The sequence below is a fragment of the Alcaligenes sp. PF14 genome (assembly GCF_037150615.1).
GTDB classification, from domain to species: Bacteria; Pseudomonadota; Gammaproteobacteria; order Burkholderiales; family Burkholderiaceae_B; genus Alcaligenes; species Alcaligenes phenolicus.
Genome location: NZ_JBAGRS010000001.1, coordinates 350,727 through 373,059, shown reverse-complemented (window position 1 = coordinate 373,059; position 22,333 = coordinate 350,727). Strand labels below are relative to the sequence as shown.

Annotated in this window: 20 protein-coding genes; 6 read left to right on the top strand and 14 right to left on the bottom strand. The window is 56.2% G+C overall.

The genetic code is table 11. From position 1 onward, the window contains the following. Positions 1 to 18: 18 nt before the first annotated feature. Positions 19 to 2,004, bottom strand: coding sequence for an acetate--CoA ligase (gene acs / locus WFM49_RS01680; RefSeq protein ID WP_026483085.1), 1,986 nt, complete (start codon positions 2,002 to 2,004; stop codon positions 19 to 21). A 97-nt stretch (positions 2,005 to 2,101) separates the two neighbouring features. Beyond that, positions 2,102 to 3,406, bottom strand: coding sequence for an MFS transporter (locus WFM49_RS01675; RefSeq protein ID WP_026483086.1), 1,305 nt, complete (start codon positions 3,404 to 3,406; stop codon positions 2,102 to 2,104). A 346-nt stretch (positions 3,407 to 3,752) separates the two neighbouring features. Between WFM49_RS01675 and WFM49_RS01670 the strand changes: the two genes are divergently transcribed. Further along, a complete protein-coding gene (locus WFM49_RS01670; protein ID WP_031232602.1) occupies positions 3,753 to 4,472 on the top strand; it encodes a C40 family peptidase in 720 nt (239 codons plus the stop codon). Between the two features lie 112 nt (positions 4,473 to 4,584). On the opposite strand, the gene WFM49_RS01665 is transcribed toward WFM49_RS01670, so the two are convergent. From WFM49_RS01665 to WFM49_RS01655, 3 genes are all read right to left on the bottom strand, one after another. Continuing rightward, positions 4,585 to 4,932: a DUF2325 domain-containing protein gene (locus WFM49_RS01665; protein WP_259672468.1), complete on the bottom strand. Its 348-nt coding sequence runs from the start codon at positions 4,930 to 4,932 to the stop codon at positions 4,585 to 4,587. A 194-nt stretch (positions 4,933 to 5,126) separates the two neighbouring features. After that, a complete protein-coding gene (locus WFM49_RS01660; protein WP_009456554.1) occupies positions 5,127 to 6,077 on the bottom strand; it encodes a CysB family HTH-type transcriptional regulator in 951 nt (316 codons plus the stop codon). 86 nt (positions 6,078 to 6,163) lie between these two features. Then, positions 6,164 to 7,657: a CoA-acylating methylmalonate-semialdehyde dehydrogenase gene (locus WFM49_RS01655; protein ID WP_009456555.1), complete on the bottom strand. Its 1,494-nt coding sequence runs from the start codon at positions 7,655 to 7,657 to the stop codon at positions 6,164 to 6,166. 165 nt (positions 7,658 to 7,822) lie between these two features. Here WFM49_RS01655 and WFM49_RS01650 point away from each other — a divergent pair, with 165 nt between their 5' ends. After that, positions 7,823 to 8,716, top strand: coding sequence for a LysR family transcriptional regulator (locus tag WFM49_RS01650; protein WP_336971342.1), 894 nt, complete (start codon positions 7,823 to 7,825; stop codon positions 8,714 to 8,716). Positions 8,717 to 8,783: 67 nt separating this feature from the next. Here WFM49_RS01650 and lptF read toward each other — a convergent pair whose 3' ends face one another. Then, a complete protein-coding gene (gene lptF / locus WFM49_RS01645; protein ID WP_021446865.1) occupies positions 8,784 to 9,893 on the bottom strand; it encodes an LPS export ABC transporter permease LptF in 1,110 nt (369 codons plus the stop codon). Between the two features lie 56 nt (positions 9,894 to 9,949). Between lptF and WFM49_RS01640 the strand changes: the two genes are divergently transcribed. The 4 genes from WFM49_RS01640 to epsC all read left to right on the top strand — a co-directional run bounded on the left by WFM49_RS01640 (position 9,950) and on the right by epsC (position 13,856). Continuing rightward, complete coding sequence (locus WFM49_RS01640; RefSeq protein ID WP_009456557.1) at positions 9,950 to 11,443, top strand: leucyl aminopeptidase; 1,494 nt, start codon at positions 9,950 to 9,952, stop codon at positions 11,441 to 11,443. A gap of 2 nt (positions 11,444 to 11,445) precedes the next feature. Then, complete coding sequence (locus tag WFM49_RS01635; RefSeq protein ID WP_009456558.1) at positions 11,446 to 11,868, top strand: DNA polymerase III subunit chi; 423 nt, start codon at positions 11,446 to 11,448, stop codon at positions 11,866 to 11,868. 81 nt (positions 11,869 to 11,949) lie between these two features. Then, the gene (locus tag WFM49_RS01630) at positions 11,950 to 12,660 is read left to right on the top strand and encodes a Bax inhibitor-1/YccA family protein (RefSeq protein WP_009456559.1); all 711 of its coding nucleotides are present in this window, start codon (positions 11,950 to 11,952) and stop codon (positions 12,658 to 12,660) included. Positions 12,661 to 12,926: 266 nt separating this feature from the next. Beyond that, positions 12,927 to 13,856: a serine O-acetyltransferase EpsC gene (epsC, locus tag WFM49_RS01625; protein ID WP_021446866.1), complete on the top strand. Its 930-nt coding sequence runs from the start codon at positions 12,927 to 12,929 to the stop codon at positions 13,854 to 13,856. A gap of 242 nt (positions 13,857 to 14,098) precedes the next feature. On the opposite strand, the gene rarD is transcribed toward epsC, so the two are convergent. The 8 genes from rarD to WFM49_RS01585 form a co-directional block, all read right to left on the bottom strand. Further along, positions 14,099 to 15,004 carry an EamA family transporter RarD gene (gene rarD, locus WFM49_RS01620; protein ID WP_250755912.1) on the bottom strand — a complete coding sequence of 302 codons (906 nt, stop codon included), beginning with the start codon at positions 15,002 to 15,004 and terminating at the stop codon, positions 14,099 to 14,101. Then, positions 15,001 to 15,606 carry a PIN domain-containing protein gene (locus WFM49_RS01615; protein WP_336971339.1) on the bottom strand — a complete coding sequence of 202 codons (606 nt, stop codon included), beginning with the start codon at positions 15,604 to 15,606 and terminating at the stop codon, positions 15,001 to 15,003. The genes rarD and WFM49_RS01615 overlap by 4 nt, the downstream gene beginning before the upstream one ends. 1 nt (position 15,607) lies before the next feature. Next, on the bottom strand, positions 15,608 to 16,198 hold the full coding sequence (gene recO, locus WFM49_RS01610) for a DNA repair protein RecO (RefSeq protein WP_026483095.1): 591 nt from the start codon (positions 16,196 to 16,198) through the stop codon (positions 15,608 to 15,610). Next, positions 16,191 to 17,081, bottom strand: coding sequence for a GTPase Era (era, locus tag WFM49_RS01605; RefSeq protein ID WP_009456562.1), 891 nt, complete (start codon positions 17,079 to 17,081; stop codon positions 16,191 to 16,193). Before era ends, recO begins: the two co-directional genes overlap by 8 nt. Continuing rightward, positions 17,078 to 17,836, bottom strand: coding sequence for a ribonuclease III (gene rnc, locus WFM49_RS01600; protein WP_009456563.1), 759 nt, complete (start codon positions 17,834 to 17,836; stop codon positions 17,078 to 17,080). Before rnc ends, era begins: the two co-directional genes overlap by 4 nt. Next, positions 17,836 to 18,720, bottom strand: coding sequence for a signal peptidase I (lepB, locus tag WFM49_RS01595; protein WP_009456564.1), 885 nt, complete (start codon positions 18,718 to 18,720; stop codon positions 17,836 to 17,838). Before lepB ends, rnc begins: the two co-directional genes overlap by 1 nt. Before the next feature lie 64 nt (positions 18,721 to 18,784). Then, positions 18,785 to 20,578, bottom strand: coding sequence for a translation elongation factor 4 (gene lepA, locus WFM49_RS01590; RefSeq protein WP_009456571.1), 1,794 nt, complete (start codon positions 20,576 to 20,578; stop codon positions 18,785 to 18,787). 243 nt (positions 20,579 to 20,821) lie between these two features. Then, positions 20,822 to 22,330, bottom strand: coding sequence for a DegQ family serine endoprotease (locus tag WFM49_RS01585; protein WP_009456573.1), 1,509 nt, complete (start codon positions 22,328 to 22,330; stop codon positions 20,822 to 20,824). Positions 22,331 to 22,333 lie beyond the last annotated feature (3 nt).

Here is a 22,333-nt window from a genome sequence, read left to right as displayed (position 1 = left end):
CAGGAACTACCAAAAAAATTAGTGTGCTTCGGACAACTGATCCAGAATGGCCGGATTCTCCAGCGTGGATACGTCTTGGGTGATCGGCTCGTTATTGGCAACAAAGCGCAGCAAACGACGCATGATCTTGCCCGAACGTGTCTTGGGCAGGTTTTCACCAAAGCGGATCTCACGAGGCTTGGCGATAGGACCGATTTCCTTGCCTACCCAATTGCGCAGCTCAGTGGCAACCTTGTCGGCCTCTTCGCCGGAAGGCAGATCGCCATTCAGCACCACAAAGGCCACAATGGCTTCACCTGTCGTTGGGTCAGGCTTGCCCACAACAGCGGCTTCAGCGACCAGCGGGTGTGCCACCAGGGCAGACTCCACTTCCATCGTGCCCAAGCGGTGACCCGAAACGTTCAGCACGTCGTCGATACGGCCCATGACCCAGAAGTAACCGTCAGTATCACGCTGTGCGCCGTCACCGGCCAGGTAATAGCCTTTCAGCTCGGGGGGGAAGTAGCTTTTCACGAAACGGTCTGGATCGCCCCAGATGGTACGGATCATATTGGGCCAAGGCTTGCGAATGACCAGGAAGCCGCCATTGCCGCGTTCCGCTTCTTCACCCACCTCGTCCACAATGGCAACGTCCATGCCGGGGAACGGCAGGCCGCAGGAACCGGGTTTCAGGGGAGTGGCGCCAGGCAAGGGAGTAATGACGTGACCGCCGGTCTCCGTTTGCCACCAGGTATCCACAATAGGGCAACGCTCGCGGCCCACATTCTTGAAATACCACATCCAGGCTTCGGGGTTGATGGGTTCACCCACCGAACCGATGATGCGCAGGGTATCCAGATTGTATTGCTTGGGATGAATGGCCTCGTCCGCTTCGGCTGCCTTGGTCAAGGAGCGAATAGCGGTAGGTGCGGTGTAGAACACCGTCACGCCGTGGCGTTCAATCATGTTCCAGAAACGGCCAGCATCCGGGTAGGTAGGCACGCCTTCAAACACAACCTGCGTCACGCCAGCAGCCAGAGGGCCGTAAGTGATGAAGGTGTGGCCTGTTACCCAACCGATATCGGCGGTACACCAGAACACATCGCTGTCCTTGGCATCGAAGGTCCACTGCACGCTCAGCATGGCACCCAGCAGATAACCTGCCGAGGAGTGCTGCACGCCTTTAGGCTTGCCCGTAGAGCCGGAGGTGTACAGAACAAACAGAGGGTGCTCTGCATTCACGGACACGGCTGGGCACTCGCTGCCTTGACCTTTGACAGCATCTTCCCACCACAGATCGCGACCTTCATGCCAGGCAACGGGGCCGCCCGTGCGTTTGTACACAATGACGTGACGCACGGCTTCGCAGTCACCGCCGCTCAGGGCTTCGTCAACTGCATTTTTCAGGGGGATGGCACGGCCACCACGACGCTGTTCGTCAGCGGTAATGACCAGGGAGGCACCCACGTCCACGGCACGTTCGTGCAGGCTCTTGGCCGAGAAACCACCAAACACGACGGAGTGAGTAATACCCAAACGGGCACATGCTTGCATGGCCACAATGGCCTGCACCGACATGGGCATGTAGATCAGGGCACGTTCGCCCGTCTTGTAACCCAGGGCTTTCAAACCATTGGCAAACTGGCAAACCTGTTCATACAGTTCGCGGAAGGTCACTTTGGTGACTTCACCGCCGTCGGCTTCAAAGATCAGTGCAGTTTTGTTTTCAGTGGGGGTGCCAAGGTGCTTGTCCAGACAGTTGGCCGAGACGTTCAGCTCGCCATCATGGAACCACTTGTAAAACGGGGGCTTGCTGTCGTCCAGAACCTGGGTAAAAGGCTTGGTCCAGACCAGACGATCACGGGCCAACTCCGCCCAGAAACCGGGGTTGTCCTGCTCGGCTTTCTGGCAAAGCTCCTGGTAGGCCGCCATGCCAGCAATGCTTGCTTCGCGTTCCAGTTTAGGGAACACGGGAAAGACTCGGCTTTCCGACAGGACGGATTCAATAGACGTTGGACCGCTCATGGTGTTGGCTCCTTTATTTTCCAGATTTGGTGTTTTTTTTGGGCCGCGCATGGGCAGCCCAGCTTAATTTTATATAAACGTAACGCGCCTTACTTACTCAATCCTGACAACTGAGATCGGCTTGATTCTTGGCCAAAATGCCGCGCTGAAAATTCAAACGCGACAGGATCAGCAGGCCCGCCAGAAAGAATAATCCCGTGCAGGCCAGAGCCAAGCGGTGGTTCCCGCCGCTTAGCCAAGTCACCAGACCGTAAGACAGCGGACCACATACTGCGGCCAGTTGAATGGCAAAGGTCCACAAGGCGAAAAATTCAGCCAGACGACTCTTGGGAGCCAGCAGGCCAACCATGGCTCGCCCCGCACTTTGGCTACTCCCTATGCATAGCCCGGCGACGGCTGCCGCCGCCCAGAACCCCGCCAGGGAACGCGTGCTGACAGCAATGCCCACCATGACCAGCCAGGCACACAGCGTCAGTGCCAGAGCACGTCTATGGCCGATGCGATCCTGCACATGACCAAACAACAAAGCCCCCACAGCGGCCGCAATATTGACGGTAAAGATCAGCGTCATGGTTTGCGCCATGGTGAAACCCATGGCCTCGGTGGCGTACACCGCCGACAAGGTAATAATGACGGCAATCCCGGCTTGATAAGCAGCACCACATAACAACAAGGTGCGGAAATCGGGAAAATGCTGATGCACATCCCGCGCCGATGCAATCAGGCGCGACAACATGCCCTGCTGCTCTGCCCCGCTGGGTGCACTGCGTTCGCGCAGAAACAGAAAAGAAGGCAAGGCCGACAAGGCAAACAAGGCAGCCGTAATCAGGGCGATACCGGGCACATACTCTTGAGCCGTCCATCCTTGCGATGTCGCCCAGGTAAGAAAAGCCAGGGAAAGGCCCAAGGCCAACATGCCACCAAAATAGCCAAAACCCCAGCCCCAACCGGAGACACGCCCCAAGGCGTCAGGCCGGGCAATTTCCGGCAAGAAAGCGCCGATGATGGACTCGCCTATGCAGTAGCAATAATTGGATAAAGCGATAAAAACCAGGGCCCAGACGATGTCATTGGGACCGGCCCAATACAGCATCACGGTTGCCGACACACAGCCTATGGTGCTGCTGAACAAAAGTCGCCTTTTGCCTTGACGTGCATCGGCTTTTGCACCGAGCCCCGGCATGGTCAACATGATGCTCAAATACGAAGCGGACAAGGCCAAGGTCCACGCCAAGGTAGCCCAGCTGCGGCCTTCGGCGACGACACCAACAAAATAGGCACTGTAAACACTGGTCAAAATGACGGTGGTGTAGCCAGAGTTTGCGAAATCATACATAGCCCAAGCCCACAACTCGCGCAGCCGTACTCCTTCGTTCAGGGCTTTCCCTAGGGCTTGTCCCATAAATCGCATCATTCAATCCCTATAAACAGTAAAACTTCGCTCTATTTCGGCTAACTTTCAACAAGTCAGCAAGAAGAGCACTGGACCCATGCACAGGGCCTGAAAACCGCTGTCAGCCGCACTTTGCAACAGTATGATTCAATCGCAAAATACACTCCTACAATGCTTTACGGTGCAATTATCATCCGGTACACTGCCAAACATTCAACGCACAGCAACGTCCGGCAAAGTATGGTGCTTTTAGCCATACTTACAGCCCTGATACCCATCAATTGCTGCTAATTTCAGCAAAAATAGGCATCAAGGTTGTGCTGCTGCCCACCAAGTCCTTAAAAAAGCCCTGGTCATGCCGCCACATTACCTGAATCCACCCGCACTTTTGCACATTACCTATCGCAGCGCCAAGTATCTTTTGTTAGCCGGCGCGCTCGCTCTGACAGGGTGTGCCACCACTGGAACTCAACAGTCCAGCCAGAACAAAGATCGTGCAGAACTGGATCACGGCTATTACGCCGACTACGAATTCCAGACCGAGTCCGACCCGCTGGGTACATATCTAGCCAACCGCGCTCGTAACGACATCAATATTGCTTACAGCAGCGATCGTCGCCAAGGGCGCGCCGAAAGCCGCAGTAGCCAAGCTTCTTCCTCTACCCACGGCCTTGCCAACGCCGCCCTGGACTTCCTGGGCGTGAAGTACAGTTTTGGTGGCGATGCTCCCAGCACTGGCTTTGATTGCAGCGGTCTGGTGTCCTACGTGGCTGAAAAGTCCCTGGGTCTGAAGCTACCCCGCCAATCCAAGGACATTGCCAAAGAAGGCACTTCGGTTAACCGTAGCGAGCTGCGCAAAGGTGACCTGGTCTTCTTCAATACTCGTGGCGCTCGTTTCTCTCACGTAGGCATTTACCTGGGTGATGACAAATTTGTCCACGCCCCTCGCACTGGCGCTGTTGTCCGCGTCGAGAACATGGAAGTGGGTTACTGGAAAAAACGCTATAACGGCGCACGCCGTCTGGCGGCTGCCGATACGCAGCAGTCGGAAGCTCGTTTGCGTAGCGTCAAATAAGACCGCCCTGCTGCCAAACCGGCAGCACACAAAAAAGCCACTGTTTCATAACAGTGGCTTTTTTTTGATCTGTAAAGATTCCTTCTTTGCCCCAGTAAGTCATGCCGCCAATCTAGTGGCTCTTGGACTTACCGAGCGGACAAGATTCACAATAGCCGCATTGGGTTAAGGCTTGCTTCATGCTACAAACCGAGCGTCGGCAGGCAACTACTCGAATACCGGACTTCAAGGCAGCAGCCCGGAAGGTTTTCATGACGTTGTGACCCAGGAAGTCGGTCAGCAAAATCAGCAAATCGGTGCCGGAAGGCAACTGCAGGGTTTTTTTCTGGTGGGCTGGATCACGCCCGCTAATATGATGTTTGATCGAGATATTGTGGATCTTGAGCAAGTCGGGAATGTTCCCCAGACGGTCTGCTCCAACCACGACTGCACTGACGTATTGAGACACAGGAAGCTCCATTGGCTAAGAAAGTTGGATAATGATAATCATTCTTATTATCATAGTCAATTGAGTCGATAGCTTGTTTCAGTTTTTACTTATAGCCTTTGACCATAAGCTCTCACCTGCCCTGCAAAACCACGCCGACCGCACAAACAATAAGGGCCACCGTGTAATCACGATGGCCCGTATTTCCAACTAAACAGCGGCTAGCTCTACAACGGGCCACCAGCTTGTTTCTCATCCAGAGCGCTCAGCACCACATCCCGGGTCAATTCCGGTGCCAGCATCTCCAGCAGTTCAAAAATATAGTCACGCAGGAAAGCCCCGGCTTTCACCGCCACCTTGGTGTGGTGTGCGCCAAACAAATGCCCCGCTGGCAGGCCCACCAGACCTTTGTCACGACGCGGATCGAACGCGATGCCTGCGATGATACCGATACCCAGACCGACATCAACGTAGGTTTTGATCACGTCAGCATCAATAGCTTCCAGCACAATATCCGGAGTGATGCCATGCTTGGCAAAGGCCTCGTCGATCGAACCTCGACCCGAGAAAGCATGGTCATAAGTCACGATGGGGTACTGCGCCAGGGTTTCAATGGACAGCTGCTTGTTGGCAGGCAGATCAGCCAGTGGATGATCCGGCGTCACCACCACCGTATGCTCCCAGGTGTAGACCGGCAAAGCGACCAGGCCCGGCGTCAATGCCAGGGTTTCGGTAGCGATGGCCACGTCAGCCTGCTCGTGTATCACCATCTGGGCCAGCACAGGCGGGCTGCCTTCAGCCAAGGACATATGGACCTTGGGAAAGCGACGGCGGAATTCAGGGATCACCTTGGGCAGCAAATATCGTGCCTGGGCGTGGGTACAAGCGATCACCAAGGTGCCTTCATCACGGCGGGCGAAGTCGTCGCTGACACGCTTGAGGTTGTCGATCTCGCGCATGATGCGGTCGATCACCTCGGCGACAGCTTCGCCCGGTCGGGTCAAGCCCTTAATGCGTTTTCCATGACGTTCAAAAATCTTGATGCCCAGTTCATCTTCAAACTCGATGATCGCTTTGGACACCCCCGGCTGGGAGGTATAGAGCGAGCGAGCGGCTTCAGTCAGATTGAAGTTACGTCGGATGGTCTCTCGGACAAAGCGGAATTGTTGAATATTCATATGTTAATAGCCCCAGGTACAGGGCTATTATATGTAATAAGGAACAGCTCGCTTATTGCATTAAGTTATATATATAGATTCAACAATTACGTCATGCTGATTGTTGTATTCATCGTATTGGCATGAGCTTGCCAGCGGGCCGTCACGGTTTTGGTCTGTGTCCAGAACTGAACGGCTTGTTTGCCGTTCGGACCCAGATCACCCAGCTTGGACGCACGCGAGCCAGTAAAACTGAACCAGGCCACCGGCACAGGGATAGGAATATTGATACCGATCTGGCCTACGTCAATACGGTTCTGGAAGTAGCGCGCATGGCCGCCGTCCTGGGTGAAGATGGACACGCCATTACCGTTGGGGTTGCGGTTGATGAACTGCACCGCCTCTTCCAGCGTATTGACACGCACAATGCACAGCACGGGTCCGAAGATTTCTTCTTCGTAAATGCGCATATCGGCTTTCACATCATTGAAGATGGTTGGGCCGACAAAGTTACCGCTTTCATAGCCAGGCACTTTCACGCCACGACCATCCAGCAAGAGGCTGGCACCTTCCTGTACACCGGCTTCAATCAAGGATTCCACACGCTGGCGAGCACGCGGCGAGACCAAGGGGCCCAGATCGGCCTGACGGTCCGTACCTACGTTGACCTTCATGGTGGCAGCACGTTTGACCAGTTCATCAACCCACTCGCCAGTTTCGCCGACCATCACGGCTACCGAGATCGCCATGCAGCGCTGGCCGGCCGCGCCAAAAGCAGCGCCCAGCAATTGGTTGATCGCCACATCACGATCCGCATCAGGCATCACAATGCAGTGGTTCTTGGCGCCCATCATGGCTTGCGAGCGCTTGCCTGCTTCAGTGGCACGACGGTGAATTTCGGTGCCAACGGCCGTCGAACCAATAAAGGACACAGCCTTGACTTCAGGATGGGTCACCAGGGCATTGGCAATATCTGCACCGCCGTGGACCACGTTCAGCACTCCTGGAGGCAGGCCAGCTTCCAGAGCCAGTTCAGCCAGCATCAGACTGGCGCTAGGATCCTGCTCGGAAGGCTTGAGCACGAAGGTATTACCGCAAGCCACAGCCAGCGGGAACATGAAGCAGGGCAGCATCACCGGGAAGTTGAACGCGGTCACACCGGCACACACGCCCAAGGGCTGGATCAGGGTGTAGACATCAATACCGCCCGCAGCGTTTTCTGCGTATTCGCCCAATTGCATCGAAGCAATGGAACACGCGTATTCGATCACTTCCAGGCCGCGGCCTACTTCACCTTCAGCGTCAGGCATAGTCTTGCCGTGTTCACGCGAGATGGCTTCAGCCAGCTTGGCACTGTTTTCACGCACCAGACGCTGCAGATTCAGCATGACGCGCATGCGCGCGCCCTGGCTGGAATGACGCCAGCTCTCATAAGCCTTGGCCGAGCTGGCAATAATGGTTTCCAGCTCTTCCATCGTGGCGTAAGGCACTTGGGCCACGACTTCCTGGGTGGCTGGATTGAGCACATCGTCCCAACGGGTGCTCTTGGATTGAACATGTTGTCCATCGATCAGCAAAGGTACACGAACCACTTCCGTCATAGCATGTCTCCAATGAATTGCTCAGGCGGCTAAGCCTTATTTGTTATCCCACTTGTATGAGGGTTCTCATCGAGTGTAGAAGCCTCAAGACCCGTTTACCATGTTGAAAAATGCACAGGAGCTGGGCATTTATGCACAAGTCTTTTTCAGGGCGGGCCCATCACGATGGACTGGGATAATCTGCGTTACTTTCTGGAAGTGGCCCGCTGCCAGCGTATCAGCGTTGCCGCTCAACGGCTGGGCGTTCAACACAGCACCGTGGCACGCCGTATCCAGGCGCTGGAGCAGGAGCTGGGCTTGCGGCTGTTCCACAAATCCACGGTCAGCGGCTATAGCCTGACCAGCGAAGGGCAGAATCTGCAGCAACGCATGGAGCCGGTAGAGAGCCGCTTGCTGGCGGCTCGCGATGCGATTACGGGCAAGGCCAGACCCTTGACCGGCAAGCTGCGCCTGGGCTGCACCGAAGCCTTTGGCAGCTATGTGCTGACGCCCTTGCTCAGCATTTTCCAGGCCCAATACCCAGAGCTGACCCTGGAGCTTTTGCCTGTACCCCGCCCTATCAGTCTGTCACGCCGGGATGCCGACTTGGCCATTGCACTGGAGCGCCCCCAACGCGGCCCTTACTGGTGTACGCGCCTGGCAGACTACAGCTTGCGGCTCTATGCCCATCAGGATTATTTGAACAGCCATCCGCCCATAGAAAGCGTGCAGGATTTGTCCCAGCATCGCTTTATTGCCTATGTGGATGATCTGGTGTTCAGCGACAGCCTGCGCTATCTGGAAGAAATCGTCAGATCCGCCGCCGTACGCTTTCGCAGCACCAGCGTGATTGCGCAGTACCAGGCCACCTTGCAGGGGCAAGGAATTGCCGTTCTGCCCTGCTTCCTGGCAAAAACCGATCCGCGCCTGCGTTGTGTTCTACCCGACCAGGTGCAATTGCGTCGACGCTTCTGGATGTTCTGTCATGAAGAGCAACGCCAGAACCCCAGCCTGACTCGGCTGTGGCACTTTCTGAAGCAGTCAGTGGAAGAGCGGCAGGATTTGCTGGATGGGGCTTGAGCCGCCAAACCGATCAAAAAGCCATTCGACAGGCACAAAAAGGGGGCTGGACGCCCCCTTTTGCCGATCAGCTTACTGCTGGCGGTTTAGGTGCCTTGATGCGCAATTTACGCCACATCATGAAGAGCATGATCAGCAAGAAGATGGCATGAACCAGCCACAAACCGATTTCAAAACCCAATTGGCCATTACGAATCCAGCCGCGCGAGAGGTTGATCAGGTTCATATAGAGCAGACCTACCAGACCAGCCACCAGAATATTGCCTGAGCGTCCCATCCTGGGATTCACCGCTCCCAGAGGAATCGCCAGCAAGGCCAGATTCAGTGCCGCCAGGGGCAAAGCCAAGCGCCACATGATCTGTGAGCGCGCCTCGGCATCGTCATCACTGAGTAACAAGGTGGTTTGACGAGCCTTGATCTGCTGCTCGGCACGGGCGCGGATCGTTTCAGCGGTATTGCCTGCATCACGGCTCTCCAGACGCATGCCATAACTTTCAAAGTCCACCATACGGAATTCAGCCTGACCGGGCTTCAAGTCGTAGCGATGGCCTTCGCTCAAGACCAGAAAGCGATCGCCATTGGGCTGCTCTTCCATGCGGGCACTTTGCGCAGTCACAATGCTGAGCCACTGCGGGTCGATCACGCGGGCGATCACATTACCCAGCTCATCCCCTTCTTTTTCTGGGGAGTCGGCGTAAAACACACGGGCACCATCATCGGACTCGATAAACTGCCCGGCGGTCACCTTACTCAGGTCCGAGCGCTGCTCAAAACGCTGGCGGTACTCGGCAATCTGACGATAAGCCCATGGCGAAGCCTGCAAGGTCAGAACGGCAATCAGAATGGCAACCGGCACTGCACACTGCAAAACGGGCGTTACCCAGTTTTTCAAGGACAGGCCGCTGGCAAACCAGACCACCATTTCGGATTCCCGAAAGCTGCGCGTCACCGTAGTGAGCACGGCAATGAACAGGGAAACGGCCAGAATAATCGGCAAGGCGGTAATACTGGAAAAGGCGGCCAGACCCAGCACCACGTCAGGGCCAATCGTGCCATTGGCCGCTTCGCCTAACAAACGCACCAGAAGTACACTAAGCCACACAATCAGCAAAGTGGACAGTACAACGCCACTGTGACTTAAGATTTCGGATACCGCAGAGCGTTTAAATAGAGACATATGAGAATTTGCGAGATAATCGCAGGTACGATTTGCGACACACTGAGGATAGTTGAATGGAATTTAGCACACAGACATCCGCTTCTTTGCACCAAATTAAGACGGCCGCACTAGGCGTAGGCGTCTTTGCCGAGGGCATTCTAAGCCCCGCAGCGGAACTTATCGACCGCGCCAGCAACGGAGCTGTGAGCGCTGCTGTCAAAGCCGAGTTTAAAGGCAAGCCCAATACCCACCTGGTGCTGCGCAATCTGCCCGGTGTTAAGGCCGAACGCGTTATTTTAGTCGGCTTAGGCGCTCAAGAGGAATACAAAGCAGCAACTCATACGCAAGCCCAGGCCTGCCTTGCTTCTTACTGCCTGAAAGCAGACCTGAAAGAAGCCGTTTCTGCCCTGGCCAGCATTGATTGCAAAGGCACCACCTTGCGCAGCCGCGCTCAGGACGCTGCCGTGGCCGTATGCCGCGCCAGCTACCGCTACACCGCCACGTTCAGCAAGCCCGAACCTGCTCCCCAGCTGAGCCAGTTCCTGCTGTGGACGGCCCGCACCCAAGCCAGCGAAGCCAAGGCCGGTCTGGAGCAAGGTCAGGCCATTGGTAACGGCGTCAACCTGACTCGCTTGCTGGCCGACCTGCCCGGCAATATCTGCACTCCTACCTACCTGGGCAAAACCGCCAAGCAGTTGGCCAAGGAATTCAAGACGCTGAAGGCCGAAGTGCTGGAGCGCAAGCAGATCGAAGCCTTGAAGATGGGTTCGTTCCTGTCGGTGGCCAAGGGCTCGGATGAACCGCCTGCGTTCATCGTGCTGCGCCATACCCCCAACACCAAGACCAAACACGAGGACGGTCCTATCGTTCTGGTGGGTAAGGGCCTGACCTTCGACTCGGGCGGTATCTCCATCAAGCCAGCCGGCAATATGGACGAAATGAAGTACGACATGGGCGGTGCTGCCAGCGTTCTAGGCACCATGCGCGCCATTGCCGAACTGAACATCGACCGTGAAGTGATCGCTGTAGTGGCTTCTTGCGAGAACATGCCCAGCGGCCGCGCCAATAAACCGGGCGACGTCGTGACCAGCATGTCTGGCCAGACCATCGAGATCCTGAACACGGACGCCGAAGGCCGTCTGGTCCTGTGCGATGCCCTGACCTACGTCGAGCGCTTCAAACCCGCTGCCGTGATTGATATGGCCACCCTGACCGGCGCTTGCGTGGTCGCTCTGGGCCACGTCAACACCGGCCTGTTCTCGACCGACGACGACCTGGCTGATGAACTGATGCAAGCTGGCAAGCAAACGGGTGACACGGCATGGCGCATGCCCATGGACGACGCCTACCAGGAGCAACTGCGCTCGAACTTTGCTGATATGGCCAATATTGGTGGCCCACCAGCCGGTTCGGTAACCGCCGCCTGCTTCCTGTCCCGCTTCACCAAAGCGTACCGCTGGGCTCACCTGGACATCGCCGGCACTGCCTGGCGCAGCGGCAAGGACAAGGGCGCCACAGGCCGTCCCGTGCCTTTGCTGGTTCAGTACCTGCTTAATCAGTGTCGCTAAGCATGAGCCGCGTCGATTTCGCTTTCGGCGCGCCAGATCGCTTGCGTATGGCCTGCGAGGTCGTGCGCAAGCACTACGAGGCGGGCCGTCAGGTGGTGGTGTATCTTTCCGATGCCCGCCAACTGGCCCGTTTCGATCGCCTGCTCTGGGGTTTTGAATCCACGGCTTTTGTCCCGCACGTCGGTGTGGAAGACCCCTTGGCAGCCACCACCCCTGTTTTGTTGACCAGTGCCGCCCCCGTGCCCGCAGGTGAGCAAAGCTGGCTGTTGAATCTGGATGCCCAATGCCCGCCCGGTTTTGAACAATTCCCGCGTATATTGGAAATTGTCTCCGAACGGGAAGCTGACCGTACCCAGGCTCGCGAACGCTGGCGTGTGTACCAGGCACAGGGCTGCCAAGTGCATGCCCATAAACTGGGTGCTTGAATAATAAAGAAGATTCTTGATTATTCAGGTAGTTGTCAGTTATTCTTGACCACTGATCTCTCTGTATTCTAAGGACTCATCATGAGCGAATTTCGTCAATCAAGCTTGCCTGAGCATAACGGCACCCTGGGCGCCCAGTCGCTGATTGCTCGCAATCGCGTCCTGCGCAACACCTACTGGCTGCTGGCCCTGTCCATGATTCCCACCGTGCTGGGAGCCTTGCTGGGCCTGTCCTCCGGCATTAACCGGGTTATGGGCGCCAGCCCAGGCCTGAGCGCCATTGTTTTCCTGGTCGGTGCCTTTGGCCTGATGTTCCTGATCGAAAAGAACAAGAACAGCTCGCTGGGTGTCGCCCTGCTGATGGCCTTTACCTTCTTCATGGGTGTGATGCTGTCCCGTCTGCTGGGCTTTGTCCTGGGCATGGGTAATGGCGCACAACTGATCATGCTGGCCTTTGGCGGTACCGCTGCGGTCTTTGGCGCCATGGCAACTATTGCCAGCACCACCAAGCGTGATTTCTCCGGCATGCAGAAATTCCTGTTTGTCGGTGCCGTTATCTTGCTGGTTGCGGCCTTGGCCAACATCTTCCTGCAACTGCCTGCGCTGATGCTGACCATCTCCGTGATGGCTATCGGTATCTTCTCGGCCTTCTTGCTGGTTGATCTGCAGCGCGTCATCAACGGTGGTGAAACCAACTACGTGTCGGCCACCCTGGCGATCTATCTAGACGTCTACAACATTTTCAGCAACCTGCTGGTGCTTTTAGGCGTGCTGGGCGGTAACCGCGAATAAGATCGCGAACCCCACACTCCCCAAGCCCCCTTTTCGAAGGGGGCTTTTTTTATTATCCGCACGCTCAAGCACTTTGGCTTGAAAACCTGACCATGCCCCTCATCTGCTTGGTCTTGCCCCAAGCTCATGGGGCCTTGAAGCGGCACGACCAGGCCTGAGCCATGGCAAAGGGAATCACCCTGACGCAGCGCCCTGTTTTTCGTGTCCTTGCTCAGACGCGCGGGTATAGTAAACCTTGTAGAAAATTTCCCCTTTGGAGAACACTGGTGGCAGTCTTTGAAACTCAACATATCGTCGACAATCTGCGCGGGGCCCGCGAAGAGTGGCGACAGGCGCATCAACGCTTGAACGAGCTTGAAGGCCAGGAATTTCCGTCGGTACAAGCTTTGATTCAAGTGACCGAGCAGCTCAAAGGCATTCTGTTTCCCATGCGTCTGGGCAGCCCGGAGCTGCGTCGCGAGTATGAAGACCACTTTGTCGGCCACCACCTGGGCCAGGCGCTCAATACGCTGCTGCAACAGGCGCGTATCGAGCTGCAACGCGCTGCCCTGCTCCGTGGTGACAAGTACGATCGCGAAACCATTGAAGAGCAGGCACACAAGGCCATACAGGCTTTTGCCAACAAGCTGCCAGACCTGCGCCGCACCCTGGATCTGGACGTGGTCGCCGCCTATCAAGGCGACCCGGCTGCCCGCAATGTGGACGAGGTACTGCTGTGCTATCCCGGTCTGCTGGCCATGATCCATCACCGCATCGCCCATGCTCTGACCAATCTGGGACTGCCCCTGACGGCGCGCATTATTGCAGAACTGGCCCATAGTCAGACCGGTATTGATATTCACCCCGGCGCGCAAATTGACCATTCCTGTTTCATCGACCACGGCACCGGCGTTGTGATTGGCGAGACCGCCATCATCGGCAAGCGGGTTCGTATTTATCAGGCCGTCACCCTGGGTGCCAAGCGCTTTAGCAAGGACGAAAAAGGCTTGCTGCTGAAAGGTCAGCCACGTCACCCCATCGTGGAAGACGACGTGGTTATTTACGCGGGTGCCACCATCTTGGGGCGCGTCACTCTGGGTGCAGGTTCTACGATTGGCGGTAATGTCTGGATTACGGAAGACGTACCAGCGGGTTGTTCGGTGACCCAGGCAAATTTGTTGCGCAATCAACCTGACTGCCCGGAGAAACTGCGCTAAGCAGCCTGCTTATATCGCGCAGGACCCAGTCTGGTACGGCCCGGACTATCTCCTCTAGAAAAGCCATGTAGAAAAAAAACTCCTGTCATGTCCTTCCAAAAAGCATGGATAGCTATCCAACTTTGGAGAGGGTCTTTCAGGAGTCGTTTTCTATCGGAGTTCTGCTTCATTCAGGAAGCCCCCAGAACGTCTGGGCAGACGCTAACTGCCCTTCGGCACTGGCTGGTACTAACTAGCAGAATTTACGCCTTGGGAGGCGGCACAGGGGGTCCGGGTCGCCACATTTTGATGAAACCTTCCATCGCCATCAAGGAAATGGCAATCCAGATCGGAATATAGGTCCACCACTGATTCGCGCTCATGGGCTCGTCCAGCAGCAAATACGCCACCCAGAACAAGAGCACCGGCTCCACATAACCCAGAATGCCAAACAAGGCCAAAGGCAACTGACGACTGGCAGACAGATAGCTGACCAGTGCAACGGAACTGATCAGGCCCAGAACCGGGACCTGCCAGATCAAGCGAGGCTGATCCGCGAACAGGCCCCACATCTGCGTGTCTTGAACAAAGAGCAGCCAGCAAGCTGGCAGGAACAAGAAGCTCAGATCAAACCAGAGTGAAGCCAGCGAGCCCAGACGCAGATAACGGCGCAGCATGAAATAAGGTGGATAACCCACAACCACCACCGCTGTCGCCCAGGAGACGCTCCCTACGCGGAACAGCTCGTGCAGCACACCCACGCCGGCCAATGCCACAGCAATCCACTGAATAGTGCTCAATCTGTCTTTGTAGATCACCCGCCCTACCAGCACCATCATCAGCGGCAAGAGGAAGTAGCCCAGGGACACGTCCAGCGCCATCTGGTGCAAAGGCGCCCAGACAAAAATCCAGAGCTGTACCCCGACCAGGGCTGCAGCCAGCAAGAGCAAGGCAAAATAGCGCCAATTACCGGGCCAGTGTCGCAGAACCCAACGTACCTCCCGCCAGCGTCGTGCGCGCGTGATCACCAAAGCCAAGGCAGGCAAGCCCAGCACAATGCGCCAGGCAAAAATCTGCTCGCCACTGAGCGGGTGCAAGACGGTAGCGTAGTAGTACAGGCAGGCAAATAAAGCGGAGGCCAGGACCGACAGCAATACACCTTGCTTCATGAGTGCGCCTCATCCATTTTCTGACGCCGCAAATAAGCCTGCCCCACACTGAACAAACGATCACGCTTTAACAAAGTATGCGTATCCAGTGCCTGCGCTTCGGGCGTCAGCATCAAAGCGGGCAAACCATCCAGCAAGCGCTGCATCACATCCGGATGAGCGGCCATGAGCAAACCCAAAAACTGATCCGGCTCCCACAGGCTGATTCCCAGACGTCGCAGCTCGGAACGATTAAAGTCTTTCAGATTACGGGTCAAGATTCCCACCGGCTGACCGTGATAACGCTGCTGTGCCAAACGGGCAGTGGCGATCACATGCCAGTCCTTGGCATCGGAGTAGCGCAAGTCCTTCTTGAACTCGCTGCTATCGCCTAAATCGGCTTCGGGGTAACGCTGTTGCAGCGCTTCCCACTGCTCCTCGATAGAGGTGGGCATGACTTTCCACAACCTGCCCGCATTACGCCGCCATTCGTCCCCGATCACCGGACTCCAGACAGGCTTGAACAACTGCTCGTCAGCCAGGGCCAGGAGCAAGCGGCGCAGTACGTTGGAGATCAGTACGCAGGTATCCAGAACCAGCACGGAAGGAAGGGAGACGGCCATATCAATAGCGTTGCAGCTGCATGAGAACGGAGCGGGTATGCAAGGGGCGACCCAGCAAGCTGTTCAGGCGTTCGCGCAAGCGTATGCGCAACTCCGGCTCGCCGACAGGATCGTCAAAGTCCGGCGTGGCTTCATCAAAGCCATAGCCGGTTTCGGTCAGCAGCACCCACTCAAAGCGCCGCAAGGCCCCCGCCACGGGTGGACGAGGAATCTGGGCCAAGTGCACCAGAGCCTCTTCGTAGGCATCGAACAGAACAGGATGTGGGTCTTCACGCGGCAACAAACGAATCAGCAATTCGTTCATGTACCAGGCCGACATCAGGGCACGACCTTTCAAGGGGCGAATCCCGGCGCAGTCCGCCCGTGTCAGCGTTTTGACTTCATTCTTGCCCGACCAGGCCAATAACAAAGGCTGAAACACAGACAAAGCAGGCCGCAAAATGGAATGCGGCCTTTTAGCGCCTTTCGCGACCAGGGGCACCAGCCCGTGGTTACGCGTAAAGGCATGACAGATCAGGGACGTTTCACGCCAGGCACTGGTGTGCAGTATGTAGCCCGCTTCGTCCTGAAAGCGATGACGGGGATTACTCATACCCCAGGTCGCGCAGGACCGCTTCACGATCGGACCAGCCCTTGCGCACCTTGATATACACATCCAGGAACACAGGCTTGTCGATCAGCTTGGCAATATCTTGGCGAGCCTCGGTTGCAATGCGCTTCATGTGCATGCCACCCGCTCCCAACAGAATCGGACGGTGGCTTTCACGCTCCACCACCACGCATGCCGAAATACGCGCGCCCTGCTCGTTCTCGTCCCATTGTTCGATAACCACGGTACACCCGTACGGCAGCTCGTCACCCACCAGGCGGAAGATCTTCTCGCGCAGCAGCTCCGAGGTAATGAAGCGCACCGAGCGGTCGGTAATGGTGTCAGCGTCAAACATGGCCTCGCCTTCAGGCAGGCGGGAGGCGATCTCGTTCAGCAAAGGGTCCAGTTGCAGACGCTTGGCAGCACTGACCGGAATCACGGCACCATAGTCGAATTCCTGCGACAGGCGGGCGATATAGGGCAGCAAGTCATTCTTGCTTTTCAAGGCATCCACCTTGTTGATGACCAGAATGGTCTTGCCACCTTTAGGCAGCATGGGCAGCAATTCGGCGTCCGAAGCGGACCACTTGCCGGCTTCGACCACATGCACCACCACGTCCACATCGGCCAGGGCCTGGGTCACGACGCGGTTCATCATGCGGTTCATGGCCCCACCGTGCTTGGTCTGAAAACCGGGGGTGTCCACAAACACCATTTGATCGTGATCACGCGTCAGCACACTGTTGATGCGGTGACGCGTGGTCTGCGCCTTGCGCGACACGATCGAAATCTTGCTGCCGATCAGGGCATTGGCCAGCGTGGACTTGCCGACATTCGGTCGTCCAACAATAGCCACGAAGCCGCAGCGAAAAGGGGTCTCTGTCATTCTGTTTCCTGCGACACTGCCACAGGCAGTGTCAATTGTGAGGGGCGACGATGGCGACTGGCGCGCGTCGTCTTGGCTGGAAATTCAGCTTCTAAAATAGCAATGGCCTGCGTAGCGGCGGCTTGTTCAGCCGCACGACGGCTGCTGCCACTGGCACGAACATGGATGTTGAGCTTGGCGATCGTGCATTCGATATCGAAGAGCTGATCGTGGGCTGCGCCATGGGTGGCCACCACGGTATACACCGGCAAATCCAGCTTGCGACCTTGCAGCAGCTCCTGCAGCAAGGTCTTGGGATCTTTCCCCAAGGTTTTGGGGTCCACATCTACCAGCATGGGCTCATAGAGCTGGGTGATGACGGTTTGGGCTTGCGTAAAGCCCGCGTCCAGAAAGACAGCGCCAAAAATGGCTTCCAGCGCGTCTGCCAGAATGGAGGGACGACGGAAACCACCGCTTTTCAGCTCCCCTTCCCCCAGACGCAAATAATCCGACAAACCCAGACGAGTAGCAATTTCCGCCAGAGCGGCCTGTTTGACCAGATTCGCTCGCAGGCGGGACAGATCGCCTTCATCAATGCGTTGGAAACGGTCGAACAACAAGGCCGCAACCGTGAAGTTCAAGACCGAATCCCCCAGGAACTCCAGCCGCTCGTTATGGCGAGCGCTGTGGCTACGATGGGTCAAGGCCTGCTCAAGCAGGCCTGTGTCTTTGAAGGAGTAGCCGATAGCGGCTTCAAGCAAAGCAAGACGTTTCATTAATGGAAGCGACCTATACGGCTAAGTTCGCGGAAATTCATCCAGATAAAGAAGGCGCGTCCCACAATATTCTCATCGGGCACAAAGCCCCAATAACGACTGTCCAGACTATTGTCGCGATTGTCTCCCATGACGAAGTAATTACCTTCGGGCACCACACAAGAGATACCGTTGGAGAAATACTCACAGGAGTCGCGGTTGGGGAACGCCACGATAGGCATCAAACCCTGAGGCTGAGTCTTGTTCAGCAAGATGTTGTGCTGCACTTTGCCCAGCTCTTCCAGATAGCGCCCAATGTAGGCGGAGCGATCCGGTTCGTAGTAATCGCCACTGCGCACTTGGGTAATGACTTGACCATTGACGGACAGCACCTTGTCGCGGTACTCCACACGGTCACCCGGCACACCGACCACACGTTTGATGTAGTCCACCGTGGTATCAACGGGGTAACGGAACACAATCACATCACCACGCTCGGGATGGCCCAAAGGCACAACCTTGGTGCCGCTAACGGGCAGGCGAATGCCGTACTCGTATTTGTTCACCAGAATCAGATCGCCATTTTTCAGCGTGGGCAACATGGAGCCTGACGGGATGCGAAACGGCTCAATGATAAAAGAGCGCAATACAAACACGAACAGAATGACTGGGAAAAAACTGACGCCATACTCAATCCACCACGGCATGCGGTTGGCCTGGTCATAAGCGTCCTGGCGCAGTTGCTGCAAGTGCTCAGGGTCTTGAGCTGCCGTTTCCGGTACCGCCTGCATCGCGGCCTGCGCACGCGCCAGACGGCGCGAGCGCAGGGAGAAACGATCCAAAAACCAGATTGCGCCGGTCAATATCAGCAGTACAAACAAAATCAGAGCGAAATCCCAGCTCATCGGTTTCCTTTAAAGAAATTAAAGCAGTCCTGGCTGTGGTCGGCTTGAGCTGCCGACCAGAGCATTACTTATCCTCGACCTGCAAAATTGCCAAAAAGGCTTCCTGCGGAATTTCCACGTTCCCAACTTGCTTCATCCGCTTCTTACCGGCTTTTTGCTTCTCAAGCAGCTTTTTCTTACGAGAAATATCGCCGCCATAACACTTGGCCAGCACGTTCTTGCGCAATGCCTTGACGTTTTCGCGAGAAATAACTTCGGCGCCAATGGCAGCCTGAATCGCAATATCAAACATCTGCCGCGGAATCAGAGAGCGCATCTTGGCGACCACTTCGCGTCCACGGTAACGGGCGTTGCTACGGTGCACAATCATGGACAGGGCATCAACCCGGTCGCCGTTGATCAGGATATCAACCTTGACCACATCGGCCGAACGGTATTCCTTGAACTCGTAGTCCATGGAAGCGTAGCCGCGCGATACCGATTTGAGTCGGTCAAAGAAGTCCAGCACGATCTCGGCCAGAGGCATCTCATAGACCAGGTTCACCTGACGGCCATGATAGGTCATATTTAACTGCAAACCGCGCTTGGCTGTACACAGGGTCATGACCGGGCCTACGTATTCCTGCGGCATTAGCAGCGAAACCACAACAATAGGCTCGCGTACGTCTTCGATATGGGCCACTTCCGGCATGCGGGAAGGGCTTTCAATCATCAAGACTTCGCCGTCACGACGCTCGACCTCGTACACCACCGACGGTGCGGTGGTGATGATATCCATGTCGAATTCGCGCTCCAGACGCTCCTGGACGATTTCCATATGAAGCAGGCCCAGGAAGCCGCAACGGAAACCAAAACCCAGCGCCTGGGACACTTCGGGCTCGAACATCAGGGACGAGTCGTTCAGCTTGAGCTTTTCCAGAGAGTCGCGCAGCTGGTCGTACTCACTGCTTTCCACCGGGTACAAACCGGCAAACACCTGAGGCTTCACTTCCTTGAAGCCCGGCAAGGCTTTTTCAGCCGGTTTGCCGGCCAGAGTGATGGTGTCACCAACCTTGGCGTGTTCCAGCTCTTTAATACCGGCAATGATGAAACCCACCTCGCCTGCAGACAGATGAGGACGGTTTTCAGACTTGGGGGTAAAGACACCGATATGCTCGACAAGGTGCGTCGCACGAGTAGCCATCAGCAGAATTTTTTCCTTGGGCTTGAGCACACCGTTGACGATGCGCACCAGCATGACCACGCCCACGTAATTGTCAAACCAGGAGTCAATGATCAGGGCTTGCAAGGGAGCAGTCGGGTCACCCACTGGCGGCGGAACACGCGCCACGATGGTTTCCAGAATCTCGTCGATACCCAGGCCGGTTTTCGCACTGGCGGCAATTGCGTCACTGGCATCAATGCCAATCACGTCTTCCACTTCCTGGCGAGCTGCATCCGGGTCAGCCGAAGGCAAGTCCATTTTGTTGAGCACTGGGATCACTTCCACGCCCTGATCCAAAGCGGTATAGCAGTTGGCTACAGTCTGCGCTTCCACACCTTGGGAAGCGTCCACGACCAGCAAGGCACCTTCACAGGCCGACAAGGAACGGCTGACTTCATAGGAGAAGTCAACGTGGCCGGGAGTGTCGATCAGGTTCAGGTTGTATACCTTGCCATCCTGAGCCTTGTAGTGCAAAGCGGCGGTCTGGGCCTTAATCGTGATGCCACGCTCTTTCTCGATGTCCATCGAATCCAGAACCTGGGTCGACATCTCGCGGTCGGCCAGGCCACCACAGCGTTGGATCAGGCGGTCAGCCAAGGTCGATTTGCCATGATCGATATGGGCAATAATAGAGAAATTGCGGATGTGATCCATAAACCCGTTAATAAACAAAGAAAATGTTGAGGCGCAATGCCAGAGAGACGGCACAAGAAAGGGGCGCCCATGACGCCCCTTTTCAGTCCACGCGCCGAAAACGCAAGACCCGTCCTGTCAGACGGGCGCACGTGGAGCCAGTATCCATTCGGGGCAAACTGCCCCCGCGAATAGCGGCGGAAAAACTCCGGCCCCTGGCCGGAGTTCATCAATGACTACCATTTTAGCCGTTTTACAGAATTTTTATTTCGATGGCGTAATCAAAACCCATTGCGACTGCCCTGCACGCAGGACCAGCAAGGCTGCTGCTTTGGATTTATCCAAGGAAGCCACCATTTTAGCGTATTGATCCGGCGTCCCTACGTCTTTATCGTTGACACGCAAAATCAGGTCACCAGGCTGCAGACCGGCTTCGCTGGCAGGGGCCGTGGCCTCTGTTACCTGAACCGCACTTTCAACGCCCAAACGCTTCAGATCAGCAGCAGGAACTGCCGTCACTTTCAAGCCAAAGGCATCGGCCGTGCTGGCAGCAGAACTGTCTTTCTCGTCCTTGGCGGCAGCAGTTGGGCTGCTGGAAGGCATTTCTTCGACATCAATCTTGATGGTCTGCAACTTGCCCTTGCGCCAGATTTCCAGTGTGGAGCTTTGACCTGGTTTGGTGCTTCCCACAATACGGGGCAAGTCTGTCATTTGATCAATGGTGCGACCGTTGAACTTCAGGATCACGTCGCCAGACTGAATACCGGCCTTGGCGGCAGGACCGCCCTCTTCCACGCTGCTGACCAAGGCTCCCTTGCTGTCTTTCAGACCCAGTGCGGTAGCGACATCATCGGCTACCGGAGTGATCTGCACACCGATACGACCGCGAGTCACCTTGCCGTCAGACTTGAGCTGCTCGACCACATTCATGGCTTCGTCGATAGGAATGGCCAGGGAAATACCCATGAAGCCACCGCTACGCGAAATGATCTGGGAGTTCACACCCACTACTTCACCATTCAGGTTGATCAGCGGACCACCGGAGTTACCAGGGTTCACAGCCACGTCGGTCTGAATGAAAGGCAGGTAATCGCCGGTTTCACGGTTGATGGCGCTGACAATCCCGGAAGTCACGGTGGATTCCAGACCGAAGGGCGAGCCAATAGCCAGAACCCACTGTCCTTTCTTGAGCTGCTTGGAATCACCGATCACCATGGGCTTCAGGTCTTTGGCTTCGATCTTGATCAGGGCCACGTCGGTGCGCTCGTCCGTCCCGATGATCTTGGCTGGATATTCCTTGCCATTGCTCAGCGTGACGAAAATGCCATTGGAGTCGGCCACCACATGGTTATTGGTCAGGATGTAGCCGTCAGCAGAGATGATGAAACCCGAACCCACACCACGTGGCACTGTGCGCTCTTGAGGCTGCTGGCCTTCATTGCCACCGCCACGAGGGCGCTGCGGCGCCATGCCGGGCGGCATGAAATCGGGCCCAAAGAACCAGCGGAACATATCATAAGGATCCGAACCCGGACCCATGGCGGGGGAGCGCACCCGGACGGCCTCGGTGGTACGGATATTGACTACTCCATCCTCGGTCTTGGCAACAACGCCAGTAAAGTCAGGCAGCCCCAGCGTCGTGCTCTGGACTTGCTCGGTTGTCGTGACAGGCTGAGCCTGCGCGTAGGCCATAGGCGCACCCGCCGCCAGCATCACGGCCGCCGTCAAGGCCGAGAGAACAGGAATACGCATTTTTTGACTCGATTTTTCCATTCA